The organism is Burkholderia singularis, assembly GCF_001718875.1.
Classification (GTDB): Bacteria; Pseudomonadota; Gammaproteobacteria; order Burkholderiales; family Burkholderiaceae; genus Burkholderia; species Burkholderia singularis.
In genome coordinates this window covers 2,980,036-2,992,518 of the sequence record NZ_CP013448.1, presented here as the reverse complement: position 1 = coordinate 2,992,518, position 12,483 = coordinate 2,980,036, and the positions used below count along the sequence as shown (strand labels likewise).

General features: G+C 68.1%; 14 protein-coding genes. 5 read left to right on the top strand and 9 right to left on the bottom strand.

Translation table 11 applies throughout. The annotated features are described in order from the left end of the window. The first annotated feature begins 33 nt into the window (after positions 1-33). The 3 genes from AQ611_RS13250 to AQ611_RS13240 all read left to right on the top strand — a co-directional run bounded on the left by AQ611_RS13250 (position 34) and on the right by AQ611_RS13240 (position 2,492). Positions 34-816, top strand: a complete 783-nt coding sequence (locus AQ611_RS13250) for an aldolase (protein ID WP_059513068.1) — start codon at positions 34-36, stop codon at positions 814-816. Positions 817-891: 75 nt separating this feature from the next. Continuing rightward, positions 892-1,788 (top strand): dihydrodipicolinate synthase family protein, encoded by an 897-nt coding sequence (locus AQ611_RS13245; protein ID WP_069234780.1) that lies wholly within the window; start codon positions 892-894, stop codon positions 1,786-1,788. Further along, entirely contained in the window at positions 1,785-2,492 is a 708-nt protein-coding gene (locus AQ611_RS13240; protein WP_069234779.1) for an MOSC domain-containing protein, read from the top strand. Before AQ611_RS13245 ends, AQ611_RS13240 begins: the two co-directional genes overlap by 4 nt. A 56-nt stretch (positions 2,493-2,548) precedes the next feature. Here the strand turns inward: AQ611_RS13240 and rng are convergent, their stop codons facing one another. The 9 genes from rng to upp all read right to left on the bottom strand — a co-directional run bounded on the left by rng (position 2,549) and on the right by upp (position 10,843). Next, entirely contained in the window at positions 2,549-4,018 is a 1,470-nt protein-coding gene (gene rng, locus AQ611_RS13235) for a ribonuclease G (protein WP_059513072.1), read from the bottom strand. Positions 4,019-4,025: 7 nt separating this feature from the next. Continuing rightward, a complete protein-coding gene (locus AQ611_RS13230) occupies positions 4,026-4,655 on the bottom strand; it encodes a Maf family protein (protein WP_059513074.1) in 630 nt (209 codons plus the stop codon). 50 nt (positions 4,656-4,705) lie between these two features. Continuing rightward, on the bottom strand, positions 4,706-5,176 hold the full coding sequence (rlmH, locus tag AQ611_RS13225) for a 23S rRNA (pseudouridine(1915)-N(3))-methyltransferase RlmH (RefSeq protein ID WP_069234778.1): 471 nt from the start codon (positions 5,174-5,176) through the stop codon (positions 4,706-4,708). Between the two features lie 87 nt (positions 5,177-5,263). Further along, a complete protein-coding gene (gene rsfS / locus AQ611_RS13220) occupies positions 5,264-5,746 on the bottom strand; it encodes a ribosome silencing factor (protein WP_069234777.1) in 483 nt (160 codons plus the stop codon). A gap of 3 nt (positions 5,747-5,749) precedes the next feature. Continuing rightward, positions 5,750-6,499, bottom strand: a complete 750-nt coding sequence (locus AQ611_RS13215; RefSeq protein WP_069234776.1) for a nicotinate-nucleotide adenylyltransferase — start codon at positions 6,497-6,499, stop codon at positions 5,750-5,752. Beyond that, positions 6,496-7,419, bottom strand: coding sequence for an oxygen-dependent coproporphyrinogen oxidase (hemF, locus tag AQ611_RS13210; RefSeq protein WP_059513082.1), 924 nt, complete (start codon positions 7,417-7,419; stop codon positions 6,496-6,498). The genes AQ611_RS13215 and hemF overlap by 4 nt, the downstream gene beginning before the upstream one ends. A 241-nt stretch (positions 7,420-7,660) precedes the next feature. Continuing rightward, a complete protein-coding gene (gene purD, locus AQ611_RS13205) occupies positions 7,661-8,938 on the bottom strand; it encodes a phosphoribosylamine--glycine ligase (protein ID WP_059513095.1) in 1,278 nt (425 codons plus the stop codon). 130 nt (positions 8,939-9,068) lie between these two features. Beyond that, complete coding sequence (locus AQ611_RS13200; protein WP_059513097.1) at positions 9,069-9,797, bottom strand: YebC/PmpR family DNA-binding transcriptional regulator; 729 nt, start codon at positions 9,795-9,797, stop codon at positions 9,069-9,071. Between the two features lie 395 nt (positions 9,798-10,192). After that, entirely contained in the window at positions 10,193-10,843 is a 651-nt protein-coding gene (gene upp / locus AQ611_RS13195; protein ID WP_059513099.1) for a uracil phosphoribosyltransferase, read from the bottom strand. A gap of 172 nt (positions 10,844-11,015) precedes the next feature. Here upp and AQ611_RS13190 point away from each other — a divergent pair, with 172 nt between their 5' ends. After that, on the top strand, positions 11,016-11,795 hold the full coding sequence (locus tag AQ611_RS13190; protein ID WP_059513101.1) for an SDR family oxidoreductase: 780 nt from the start codon (positions 11,016-11,018) through the stop codon (positions 11,793-11,795). 65 nt (positions 11,796-11,860) lie between these two features. After that, positions 11,861-12,253, top strand: coding sequence for a methylglyoxal synthase (locus AQ611_RS13185; protein ID WP_059513102.1), 393 nt, complete (start codon positions 11,861-11,863; stop codon positions 12,251-12,253). Positions 12,254-12,483 lie beyond the last annotated feature (230 nt).

Sequence of the window (12,483 nt, the reverse complement as noted above, 5' to 3'; positions counted from 1 at the left end):
CACCGCACACATCCTTTACGCGTCGGAGGCGGTATGGTCGATACCTTGAAGATGGGCAAGCACGAGCTTGTCGCGCTCGCGCAGCGGCGGCTCGATAATGAAATGGCAGACAGTGGCTGGAGCGCACGCGAGAAGCTTGCGCTCACGTGCCGGATTCTGTTCGACGACGGGCATGATTCCGGCCTAGCCGGACAGATTACCTGTCGCGCCGATGCGCCGCACACCTATTACACCCAGCGCCTCGGGCTCGGTTTCGACGAGATCACCGAGTCGAACCTGCTGCAGGTCGATCAGGATCTCGAAGTGATCGACGGCCAAGGCATTCCGAATCCGGCGAACCGCTTCCATACGTGGATCTATCGCGCGCGCGCCGATGTGAACTGCATCATCCACACGCATCCGGCGCATGTCGCCGCGCTGTCGATGCTCGAAGAGCCGCTCGCCGTCTCGCATATGGATACGTGCCCGCTCTACGGCGATTGCGCGTTCCTGAAGGAGTGGCCCGGCGTGCCCGTCGGCAACGAGGAGGGCGAGATCATCGCGAACGCGCTCGGCAGCAAACGCGCGATTCTGCTGTCGCATCATGGCCAGCTAGTCGTCGGCAAGACGATCGAGGAGGCCTGCATGCTTGCCATCCTGATCGAGCGCGCGGCGCGGCTGCAACTGCTCGCGATGGCGGCGGGCTCGATTAAGCCGATTCCGCCCGCGCTCGCGGCCGACGCGCATGACTGGATCTCGACGCCCAAGCGCGACGCGGTGACCTTCGCTTATTACGCGCGCCGCGCGCTGCGTCGTCACCCCGATTGTTTGGGTTGAATCGCGCGGATGCGCGCGCCGCGCCGGCGATATTTCGGACCGGCAATCCCGATCACTCTCTGAGCCCCTTTACCTATGTCCAACCTCTTGCAGGGCATCATCGCCTATCCTGTCACGCCCTTTTCCGCCGACGGCCGGCTCGACACGCCCGCGCTGTGCGCGCTCATCGAACGCTTGATCGCAAGCGGCGTGCACGGCATCGCGCCGCTCGGCAGCACGGGCGAGAGCGCCTATCTGTCGGATGACGAATGGCAGGCCGTTGCGACGGCGTCGATTCGTGCCGTCGCCGGCCGTGTGCCGACCGTCGTCGGCATCTCCGAACTCACCACCGCCGGCGCGGTGCGCCGTGCGCGATTCGCCGAGCAGGCGGGCGCCGACGCTGTCATGGTGCTGCCCGTGTCGTACTGGAAGCTGGGCGACGACGAGATCGTCGACCACTACCGCGCGATCGGCGACGCAATCGGCATACCGATCATGCTGTACAACAACCCGGCCACGAGCGGTGTCGACATGTCGCCCGAGTTGATTGCGCGCATCTTCCGCACGGTCGACAACGTCACGATGGTCAAGGAGAGCACCGGCGACATCAAGCGCATGCACCGGCTCGCGCAACTGGGCGAAGGCGCGATTCCGTTCTACAACGGCAGCAATCCGATGGCGCTCGCCGCGCTCGCGGCCGGCGCGACCGGCTGGTGCACCGCCGCGCCGAACCTGAACGCGCGCTTGCCGCTCGCGTTGTTCGACGCGATGCAGGCGGGCGATCTCGCGGCGGCCCGCGACGTATTCCACCGGCAATTGCCGCTGTTGCAGTTCATCGTCGCGGGCGGGCTGCCCGTCACGGTGAAGGCGGGGCTGCGGCTGACGGGCTTCGACGCGGGCGAGCCGCGCAAGCCGCTGCATCCGCTTGGCGAATCGAGGACGCGCGAGTTGGGCGCGATTCTCGACGCGCTGCGCGACGCGGCGCATCCGTGAACGCAACGGCGCGCGGGCAGCCGACGATTACGCCGCTCCACGCGTTATTGATCGGCGCGGCACGGCCGCTCGCCCGCACGCCGCACGCGAGCGCGATCGACAAGCGGCCGGTGCGCGAGCGCATATGGCTTGCCCGCGACGGGTTTGCCGGCGACGAGCAGGCCGATCACAAGCATCATGGCGGCCCGGACAAGGCGGTGCATCACTATGCGTTCGACCACTATCCGCTATGGGCCGCGCGGATCGGCCCGCGCGATGTGCTTGCCCGGCCGGGCGCGTTTGGCGAAAACCTGTCGACGCTGGGCATCACCGAGCGCGACGTGTGCGTGGGCGACGTCTTCACGCTCGGCGGCGCGATGTTGCAGGTATCGCAGTCCCGGCAGCCGTGCTGGAAGCTCAACGTGCGCTTCGGGTTCCCGGGGATGGCCGCATGCGTTCAGCAAAGCGGGCGCACCGGCTGGTATTACCGCGTACTCGACGAAGGCTGGGTGGAGCCCGGCGCCGGGCTCGCATTGCGCGAGCGGCCGCACCCGCAGTGGCCGCTCGCGCGTGTGCTCGACGTGCTGTACCGGCGCGCGCTCGATGCCGCTGCGCTCGAAGCGCTGTTGCGCGTCGACGCGCTGCCGGCGTCGTGGCGCGGGCTGCTCGAGCGGCGCTTGATCACCGGCGCGGCCGAGGACTGGACGAAGCGGCTCGATGGATGACAAGCATGCAACGCGGCGCGCGGCGCGGCGTTGCGGGATCGCGCAGGCCGCGGGCGCTACATCAGCACGATGTCGTACTGCTCCTGACTCAGATTCGACTCCACCTGCAACGACACCGGCTTGCCGATGAAATCGATCAGCATCGCGAGATGCTGTGATTCCTCGTCGAGAAAGAGGTCGATCACCTGCTGCGACGCGATCACGCGAAACTCACGCGGATTGAATTGCCGCGATTCGCGCAGGATTTCGCGCAGCACGTCATAGCAGACGGTACGCGCGGTTTTCACCTGCCCCTTGCCCTGGCACACCGGGCACGGCTCGCAGAGCACGTGCGCGAGCGATTCGCGCGTGCGCTTTCTAGTCATCTCGACGAGCCCGAGCTGCGAAAAGCCGTTGACCGTTACGCGCGTGCGGTCGCGCGCGAGCGCCTTCTTCAACTCGGCGAGCACGGCGTCACGATGCTCGGCGTTTTCCATGTCGATGAAATCGATGATGATGATGCCGCCGAGGTTGCGCAGCCGAAGCTGCCGCGCGATCGTGTGCGCGGCTTCGAGGTTCGTCTTGAAAATCGTGTCGTCGAAGTTGCGCGCGCCGACGTAGCCGCCGGTGTTCACGTCGATCGTGGTCATCGCCTCGGTCTGGTCGATCATCAGATAGCCGCCCGACTTCAGATCGACACGCCGCGACAGCGCGCGCTGGATTTCGGTCTCGATGTTGTACAGGTCGAACAGCGGCCGCTCGCCGGTGTAGTGGTGCAGCTTGACGCTCACGGCCGGGGTGAACGCGGCGGCAAACTCGGCAAGCCGCTCGTGCGTCTCGCGCGAATCGATCTGGATACGCGTCGTATCGTCGTTCGCGAAGTCGCGCAGCACGCGCTGCGCGAGGTCGAGATCCTGATACAGCAGGCTCGTCGCGGGCAGCCGCTGCCCTTGCGCGACGATCGTCGCCCAGGTTTTGCGCAGATAGGCGACGTCGGCGGCGAGTTCCTCGCTGGTCGCATCCTCGGCGATCGTGCGCACGATGTAGCCGCCTTTTTCCTCGCTGGGGATGACGGCGGTGAGCCGCGCGCGCACCGCTTCGCGCTCGGCCTCGCTTTCGATTTTCTGCGAGATGCCGATATGCGGCTCCTGCGGCAGATAAACGAGCGTGCGGCCCGCGATGCTGATCTGCGTCGACAGCCGCGCGCCCTTCGTGCCGATCGGGTCCTTGATCACCTGAACCATCAGCGTCTGCCCCTCGAACACGATCTTCTCGATCGGCTGGTGCGGCGCGCTCGACGGCGCGTCGCCCGCCGGGCGCGGCTGCCAGATGTCGGCGACGTGCAGGAACGCCGCGCGCTCGAGGCCGATATCGATGAATGCCGACTGCATGCCGGGCAGCACGCGCACCACCTTGCCGAGATAGATGTTGCCGACGCGCCCGCGCGACATCGTGCGCTCGACGTGAAGCTCCTGCACCGCGCCTTGCTGGACGAGCGCGACCCGCGTTTCCTGCGGCGTGACGTTGATCAGGATTTCTTCGTTCATGATGAGTTTAGAAGGCGACGCGCGCGGCGCGCAGCAGCGTCGCAGTCTCAAAGAGGGGCAGACCCATGATACCTGAATGGGAACCGTCGATCCGCTCGACGAATTCGGCCGCGCGCCCCTGGATCGCATACGCGCCCGCCTTGCCGAACGGCTCGCGGCTGTCGACGTAGCGCTCGAGCGCGGCGGCGTCCGCCGGTGCGAAGCGGACCTCGGAGCGTGACAGCGCGGGCGGCATCAGTTCGCCCGCGGCGTCGATCACGGCCACGGCGGTCAGCACCTGATGCGTGCGCCCGGCAAGGCGTGTGAGCATCGCGAGCGCGTGCGCGGCGTCGTCGGGTTTGCCGAGAATCGCGCCGTCGATCGTCACGGTCGTATCGGCGACGAGCACGGGCGCGGCCGGCTTGCCGCTCGCGACGAGCCGCGCGCGCGCCGCGTGCGCCTTCGCGACGCACACGCGCAGCACGTAATGATCGGGCGTCTCGCCGGGCTGCTCGGCCTCGAGCGCTTCGGCGTCCTCGTCGGCGCGCGGCAGCAGCAGTTCGTGGCGCACGCCGAGTTGATCCAGCAATTCGCGTCGCCGGGGGCTTTGCGATGCGAGGTAAATGAACGGGTAGGGTGGGGGAGCGTGCTCGGGCATGGTTCTTGGTGTTATCGAGCGCATGCGCGACGCGTCGGGACGACGCCCGCTCATGCGCGGTGATAGGGATGATTCTGCGTGATGCTCCACGCGCGGTAAAGCTGTTCTGCGAGCAGGACGCGCACCATGCCGTGCGGCAGCGTGAGGCTCGAGACGCGCAGCAGCAGTTCGGCGCGCGACTTAAGCTGCGCATCGAGGCCGTCCGCGCCGCCGATCACGAACGCGACGTCGCGGCCGTCCTGCTGCCATGTGGGCAGCGCCTGTGCAAGCTGCATCGTGGTCCAGTCGCGGCCGCGCTCGTCCAGCGCGACGACGCGCGCGTTTTTTGGCAGCGCAGCATCGATGCGTTGTTTCTCGGCGGCCATCACGCTGTCGGCGCTGCGCGCGCCCGAGCGTAGCTCGGGCTTCACTTCGCGCAGCTCGATGCGCAATTCGGGCGGCATGCGCTTCGCGTATTCGTCGAAGCCGGCCGCGATCCAGTCCGGCATCTTGTGGCCGACCGCGACGATATGCAGTTTCATGAAGAGCGAAAAGGCTGAAAGGAGGGCGAAAGAGACGCGAGCAGACGACCCGCGCGGCAGGGGCGCCGGCGCAGCGCTCGCGCCGCGTCAGCGGCGGCGCGCGGCGCTCTTGCGCGGCGCGCGCACGGGCGCCGGCGCAGCGGCGCGCTCGTCGGTCTCATCGTCGTCCACGTCATCCACGTCGGCTTCGTCGGCGGCGCGCGCTCCGCGCGCGTGGGGCGCCGGGCTGCCGAGCTTCATCCGAACCGGCTTGTCGCCCCAAATTTCCTCGAGGTTGTAGTACTGGCGCAGCGCCGGCTGAAGGATATGGACGACCGCGTCGCCGCAATCGACAAGCACCCATTCGCCCGTGTCTTCGCCCTCCGAGCTGACGACGTCGCCGCCGGCTTCCTTGACTTTGTCGCGCACGTTCGACGCAAGCGCCTTGGTCTGCCGGTTCGACGTACCGGATGCGACGATCACGCGGTCGAACAGTTCGGTCAGGTGGCTCGTGTTGAACACTTTGATGTCTTGCGCCTTGACGTCTTCGAGGGCGTCGACGATCACGCGTTGGAGTTTGCGGATATCCATGAGTCAGGGATGGTAGAGACGATGTTGAAGAATATAGGCCCACACGGCGGCGGGCACATGTTCGGCGGATGCGTCGGGCACCTGCGCGCGGCGCGCGATGCATTCACGCAAGTGCGCGCGGATATCGGTGGCGGCGACGTCGAGCGCGAGCGCCGTGTCGATCAGCAGGCAGCCGGCGGGCGTTGCCTGCAGCACGGCGGCGCTCGCTTGCCGGTGCGCGATCTCGGCGGCGACGGCGGGCGGCGCGGCGGCGAAATCGAAGCCCGGCCGCGTCGCCGCGCACACGTGCGCGAACTCGAACAAGCGCCGCCAGTCGCGCCACGTATCGAGCCGCACGAGCTGATCGGCGCCGATCAGCAGCGACAGCGAGACGTCGGGACCCAGACGCGCGCGCCAGCGCGCGAGCGTCTCGACGGTGTAGGTCGGGCCGGCGTGCTCGATCTCGTCGGTCGCCACCGATACGGCCACGCCCGGCAGCGTGAGCGAGCCGGCCGCCGCGCGCGCCATCGCGAGCCGATGCCCGGCCGCCGACACGTCCCGTTTCTGATACGGCTGGCCCGCCGGCATCAGCACGAGTTCGGTGAGCCGCAGCACGTCGGCGAAGCGGCGCGCGAGCGCGAGATGTCCGTCGTGAATCGGATCGAACGTACCGCCCAGAATGCCGATGCGGCGCGGCAGCGGGGCGAGGCGGGGCGAGGCGGGCGGCGCGTGTCCTTGGGCGCGGGTGTCGCGGCGGGCGGCGAAGCGGTTCATGCCCAGTCGCGCGGTACGAGAAAATCGCTGTAGAGGCGCGCCTCCGGCGTGCCCGGCTCGGGGCGCCAATCGTAGCGCCAGTTTGCCGTCGGCGGCATCGACAGCAGAATCGACTCGGTGCGCCCGCCGCTTTGCAGGCCGAACAGCGTGCCGCGGTCGAACACCAGGTTGAATTCGACGTAGCGGCCGCGCCGGTACGCCTGGAATGCGCGTTCGCGCTCGCCGTAACGCGTGTCGCGGCGGCGCTCGATGATCGGCAGATATGCGGGCAGGAACGCATTGCCGACGCTTTGCAGCAGATCGAACGCGCGCTCGAAGCCCGGCTCGGAGAAATCGTCGAAGAAGATGCCGCCGACGCCGCGCGCCTCGCCGCGGTGCTTCAGATAAAAGTAATCGTCGCACCATTTCTTGAAGCGCGGATACAGCTCGGCGCCGAACGGATCGAGCGCCGCGCGGCAGGTCTGGTGGAAATGCCGCGCGTCTTCCTCGTAGCCGTAAATCGGCGTCAGGTCCATGCCGCCGCCGAACCAGAATACCGGCTCCTCGCCCGGTTTCGTCGCGATCAGCATCCGCACGTTCATGTGCACGGTCGGGCAGTGCGGATTGCGCGGGTGCAGCACGAGCGATACCCCGAGCGCCTCGAAGCCGCGTCCGGCGAGTTGCGGGCGTGTGGCGCTCGCGGACGGCGGCAGCGCGTCGCCCGCGACGTCGGAAAAGCCGATGCCCGCGCGCTCGAAGAAGCCGCCATCCTCGAGGATGCGCGTCGTGCCGCCGCCGCGCAGCCGCTCGCCGGGGCCGCGCCGCCACGCGTCGGTGGACAGCGCGGTGCCGTCGAAGGCGCCGAGCGCGTCGGCGATGCGCGTCTGCAAGTCTTGCAGATACGCGCGTACACGGTTGACGTCGTAGTTCGAGTCGGTCATCGGATGAGAGGCGGCTTCCGTCGTCCGGACGCCGCTAAAAATAGCTTCTTGTCGGGTATTTTAGCGCCCGGTGCGGGAGCGCTCCGTCACGGCGGCGCAGCGCGGCGTCATGATCACGGCAGGCAACGCAACGGCAGGCCGGCGCGTGCAGCCCGCCGCATCCCGCCGCAGCCCGCGCATGCGGCGCGGCCCGCCGGCCGGCGGGCCTCCGCGCGCGCCACATTCGGCGTGCGCGCGGCGTTCAGGACGGCTTGCGGTTCAGCGCGCGGTGGCCGATGTCGCGGCGGTACTGCATGCCTTCGAAGTGAATCTGGTTGATCGTTTCGTATGCGGCCTGCTGGGCGCCGCGCACCGAATCGGCGAGGCCCACCACGCACAGCACGCGGCCGCCCGACGTGACGAGCTTGTCGCCGTCGAGCGTCGTGCCCGCATGGAACGTCACCGCGTGCGCGTTTTCCTCCGGGATGCCGTTGATCCGGTCGCCTTTTCTCGGCGCGTTCGGATAGCCGTGCGCGGCGAGCACGACGCCGAGCGCGGTGCGGCGGTCCCAGTCAAGCTCGACCGTATCGAGCGTGCCCGCGATCGCCTGCTCGACGACCTTCGAGAAATCGCTCTTCAGGCGCGACATGATCGGCTGCGTTTCCGGGTCGCCCATCCGGCAATTGAATTCGAGCGTGCGCGGATTGCCGTCGCGGTCGATCATCAGGCCCGCGTACAGGAAGCCCGTGAAGCGGATGCCGTCGTTCTCCATGCCGCGCACGGTCGGCATGATGATCTCGCGCATCACGCGCGCGTGCATTTGCGGCGTGACGATCGGCGCGGGCGAATACGCGCCCATGCCGCCCGTGTTCGGGCCGCGGTCGCCGTCGAGCAGGCGCTTGTGATCCTGGCTCGAGGCGAGCGCGAGCGCATGCTTGCCGTCGACCATCACGATGAAGCTCGCTTCCTCGCCGTCGAGGAATTCCTCGATCACGACGCGCGCGCCCGCTTCGCCGAGCTGGTTGCCGGACAGCATCATGTCGACGGCCGCATGCGCCTCCTCCAGCGTCGTCGCGACGACCACGCCCTTGCCGGCCGCGAGCCCGTCGGCCTTCACGACGATCGGCGCACCCTTCGCGTCGAGGTATGCGTGCGCGGCGGCCGCGTCGGTGAACGTTTCGTAGTCGGCCGTGGGGATGCCGTGGCGCTTCATGAACGCCTTCGCGAAGTCCTTCGAGCTTTCGAGCTGCGCGGCTTCCTTCGTCGGGCCGAAGATCTTCAGGCCGCGCGAGCGGAAGTGGTTGACGATGCCCGCGGCGAGCGGCGCTTCCGGGCCGACCAGCGTGAACGCGACCTGCTCGGCTTCGGCGAAATCGGCGAGATCGTCGAGCGAAGTCAGATCGACGTTCTTCAGGCGCTCGTCCTGCGCGGTGCCGCCGTTGCCGGGCGCAACGTAGACGAGCTGGACGCGCGGCGATTGGGCGAGCTTCCAGGCGAGCGCGTGTTCGCGGCCGCCGGAGCCGACGACGAGTAATTTCATGGGATTCCCCGCAGACTAGAAAATAGGACGGCCGTTTGCGCGGCCGGCGCGCGATGCGCGGGCCGGCCGCGAAAAACGGCTGCGGCCGCCTTTCGTCTGGTCGCAGCGAAAGGGCGGCCGCGCGGCATCGTTATGCCTCGACGATCACGGCGTTGGTGTAGACCTCCTGCACGTCGTCGAGATTTTCGAGCGCGTCGAGGAGCTTTTGCATCTTGACGGCGTCGTCGCCGGTGAATTCGACTTCGTTTTGCGGCTTCATCGTGACTTCGGCGAGTTCCGCCTTGAAGCCCGCCGCTTCGAGCGCGTCCTTCACCTTCGAGAATTCCTGCCAGTCGCTCAGCACTTCGATCGAGCCGTCGTCGTTCGTGTTGACGTCGTTCGCGCCGGCCTCGAGCGCGGCTTCCATCAGCTTTTCCTCCGGCGTGCCCGGCGCGAACAGGAACTGGCCGACGTGATCGAACATGAACGCGACCGAGCCGTCGGTGCCCATGTTGCCGCCGAATTTCGAGAACGCGTGGCGCACTTCCGCGACGGTGCGGGTGCGATTGTCGGTGAGCGTGTCGACGATGATCGCCGCGCCGCCGATGCCGTAGCCTTCGTAGCGGATTTCCTCGTAGTTCGCGCCGTCCGCGCCGCCGACGCCGCGATCGATCGCGCGCTTGACGTTGTCCTTCGGCATGTTCGCGTCGGCTGCTTTGTCCACCGCCAGGCGCAGGCGCGGGTTCGAGCCCGGATCGCCGCCGCCCAGGCGCGCGGCCACCTGGATTTCCTTGATGAGGCGCGTCCAGATCTTGCCGCGCTTCGCGTCGGCCGCTGCTTTTTTATGCTTGATGTTGGCCCATTTCGAGTGACCAGCCATGCTTTTCTCCGTCCGCCCGCGCGCGTTGCGCGCCGGCGCTTAACCAAGTGTCTGTCGTTGAGAGTCGGCGGCCGCGCGAAGCGCGGCGAGTGCCTGCTTCGAGATCGAGCGGGCCGCGCGTCGTCGAGTAAAACAAAATTTTATCACGCGGCGCTTGCCGCTTTGGCGGCGGCAAGCGCGAGCGTGTGGCGCGTCGGGGCTTGGTGCCCGGTGCCCGATGCCCAGTGCCCAGTGCCCAGTGCCCGCACCATCACAATCGCGGGCGCCAAGCCGGGGCGAAGGCCGGCTGCCTTTTATGCGGCGCAGCGGACCGCGCCGGGGCCGGCGGCTTGCGCCGCCTGAGGCGCGCGTGAGCGGCGCGTGTCGGGCCGATATGCGGCGCGCGCCGGCCGCGGTCAGTTTTTCGTGCCGAACAGGCGGTCGCCCGCGTCGCCCAGGCCGGGAATGATGTATGCGTCGGCGTTCAGATGCGAATCGAGCGACGCGACGTAGAGCTTCACGTCCGGATGCGCGTCCTGGAACACCTGCACGCCCTCCGGCGCGGCGACGAGCGCGACAAACGAGATCCGCTCGCCAGGCACGCCGCGACGCTTGAGCACGTCGACCGCATGCGCGGCCGAGTAGCCCGTGGCCACCATCGGGTCGCACAGGATGAAGATCCGGTCTTCCAGATCCGGCAGCCGCACCAGATACTCGACGGGGCGATGGTCGTCCGCGCGGTACACGCCGATATGGCCGACCCGCGCGGACGGGATCAGTTCGAGCAGGCCGTCCGACATGCCGACGCCCGCGCGCAGCACCGGCACGATCGCGAGCTTCTTGCCGGCGATCACGGGCGCGTCGATCTCGACGAGCGGCGTTTCGACCCGCTTGGTCGTGATCGGCAGGTTGCGGGTGATCTCGTAGCCCATCAGCAGCGTGATCTCGCGCAGCAGCTCGCGGAACGTGCGTGTCGACGTGTCCTTGTCGCGCATGTGCGTGAGTTTGTGCTGGATCAGCGGGTGATCGAGGATGAAAAGATTCGGGAAACGGCTGTCCTGTTTCATGAAGGCGGCGCTCAAGGGGATTCCGGGGCGCGCGGGCCGGGTGGGCGCTCGCGCGAAACAGCCGCAAGTTTACCGAAATGAGCCCGCGCGATCCGGATATTATCGACGTTCGGCTATCGGATGGCACCGATTGCATCGGATTTTCGTCAAACGTCGGCAAGGAGCCCGTTCAATGGATTTCGGCATCGCAGGACGGACCGCGCTCGTATGCGCGGCCAGCAAGGGGCTCGGACGCGGATGCGCGCAGGCGCTCGCGGCCGAGGGCGTGAAGCTTGTGATCGTCGCGCGGACCGCGGCCACGCTCGACGCGACCGCGGCCGAGATTCGCGCGAAAACGGGCGCGGACGTGACGGCCGTCGCGTGCGACATCACGACGCCCGAAGGCCGCGCGGCCGCGCTCGCCGCGTGCCCGCAGCCCGATATCCTCGTGACGAACGCGGGCGGCCCGCCGCCCGGCGATTTTCGCGATTTCTCGCGCGACGACTGGATCCGCGCGCTCGACGCGAACATGCTCACGCCGATCGAGCTGATCCGCGCGAGCGTCGACGGGATGATCGCGCGCCGTTTCGGGCGCATCGTCAACATCACGAGTTCGGCGGTGAAGGCGCCGATCGACGTGCTCGCACTGTCGAACGGCGCGCGCTCGGGGCTGACGGGCTTCGTCGCGGGGCTCGCGCGCAAGGTCGCCGAGCACAACGTGACGATCAACAACCTGCTGCCCGGCTTCTTCGATACCGACCGGATCGCGACGACGCTCGCCGCCGCGGCCAAAGCGAGCGGCAAGACGCTCGACGAGGTGCGCGCGCGGCGCACGAGCGAGATTCCCGCACGGCGGCTCGGCACGCCCGACGAGTTCGGCGCCGCGTGCGCGTTTCTGTGCAGCGCGCATGCGGGCTACATCACCGGGCAGAACTGGCTGATCGACGGCGGCGCGTATCCCGGCACGTTCTGACGCCGGCGCCGCGTTGCGGCGCGGCGATTCCACACGATCACGAAGCAATAGCCGAAGGATTGGAGATGAGCACACCTCGCATCGCGCTGATCGCGCATGACGCGAAGAAGGACGATATCGTCGCGCTCGCGGGCGAATACCGCGACACGCTCGCGCAATGCCGGCTCGTCGCAACCGGCACGACGGGCGGCCGGATCGCGGCCGCGCATGGGCTCGAGGTCGAGCGCAAGCGTTCCGGGCCGCTCGGCGGCGATTTGCAGATCGGCGCGGAACTTGCCGACGGGCAGGTCGACATCGTGATCTTCCTGCGCGATCCGATGACCGCGCAGCCGCACGATCCGGATATCACCGCGCTCGTGCGGGCCTGCGACGTCCACGATGTGCCGTGCGCGACCAATGTGGCGACCGCGCGCGTGCTGCTCGCGGAGTTGGCGCGCAGGCTGCGGGCGCCGGGCTGACGGCACGCGGGCGCATGCTTTGCGCCGCGTTTTGCCGAGTGACGCGCGGCGTATTGCAGTGCAGGCGCTGCGCCGTCGCGTGCGTTTGCCGGGCCGGGCTGGATGGCGCGGTTTTGTCGCATCGCGGCGCATCGAACTGAATCGAACCGCATCGGATCGCACCGCGGTGTATCGAAACGCGCTGCGCCGTCGCGTGTGCCCGCACGGCCGGCGCGCGGTATGGCAGCGTT

Bases quoted from the DNA above. Each gene is read 5' to 3' on its own strand.
- AQ611_RS13200 (WP_059513097.1), bottom strand. From the start codon at position 9,797: ATGGCTGGTCACTCGAAATGGGCCAACATCAAGCATAAAAAAGCAGCG.
- AQ611_RS13230 (WP_059513074.1), bottom strand. From the start codon at position 4,655: ATGCCCGAGCACGCTCCCCCACCCTACCCGTTCATTTACCTCGCATCG.
- AQ611_RS13245 (WP_069234780.1), top strand. From the start codon at position 892: ATGTCCAACCTCTTGCAGGGCATCATCGCCTATCCTGTCACGCCCTTT.
- AQ611_RS13190 (WP_059513101.1), top strand. From the start codon at position 11,016: ATGGATTTCGGCATCGCAGGACGGACCGCGCTCGTATGCGCGGCCAGC.
- purD (WP_059513095.1), bottom strand. From the start codon at position 8,938: ATGAAATTACTCGTCGTCGGCTCCGGCGGCCGCGAACACGCGCTCGCC.
- hemF (WP_059513082.1), bottom strand. From the start codon at position 7,419: ATGACCGACTCGAACTACGACGTCAACCGTGTACGCGCGTATCTGCAA.
- rsfS (WP_069234777.1), bottom strand. From the start codon at position 5,746: ATGGATATCCGCAAACTCCAACGCGTGATCGTCGACGCCCTCGAAGAC.
- AQ611_RS13250 (WP_059513068.1), top strand. From the start codon at position 34: ATGGTCGATACCTTGAAGATGGGCAAGCACGAGCTTGTCGCGCTCGCG.
- rlmH (WP_069234778.1), bottom strand. From the start codon at position 5,176: ATGAAACTGCATATCGTCGCGGTCGGCCACAAGATGCCGGACTGGATC.
- upp (WP_059513099.1), bottom strand. From the start codon at position 10,843: ATGAAACAGGACAGCCGTTTCCCGAATCTTTTCATCCTCGATCACCCG.
- AQ611_RS13215 (WP_069234776.1), bottom strand. From the start codon at position 6,499: ATGAACCGCTTCGCCGCCCGCCGCGACACCCGCGCCCAAGGACACGCG.
- AQ611_RS13185 (WP_059513102.1), top strand. From the start codon at position 11,861: ATGAGCACACCTCGCATCGCGCTGATCGCGCATGACGCGAAGAAGGAC.
- rng (WP_059513072.1), bottom strand. From the start codon at position 4,018: ATGAACGAAGAAATCCTGATCAACGTCACGCCGCAGGAAACGCGGGTC.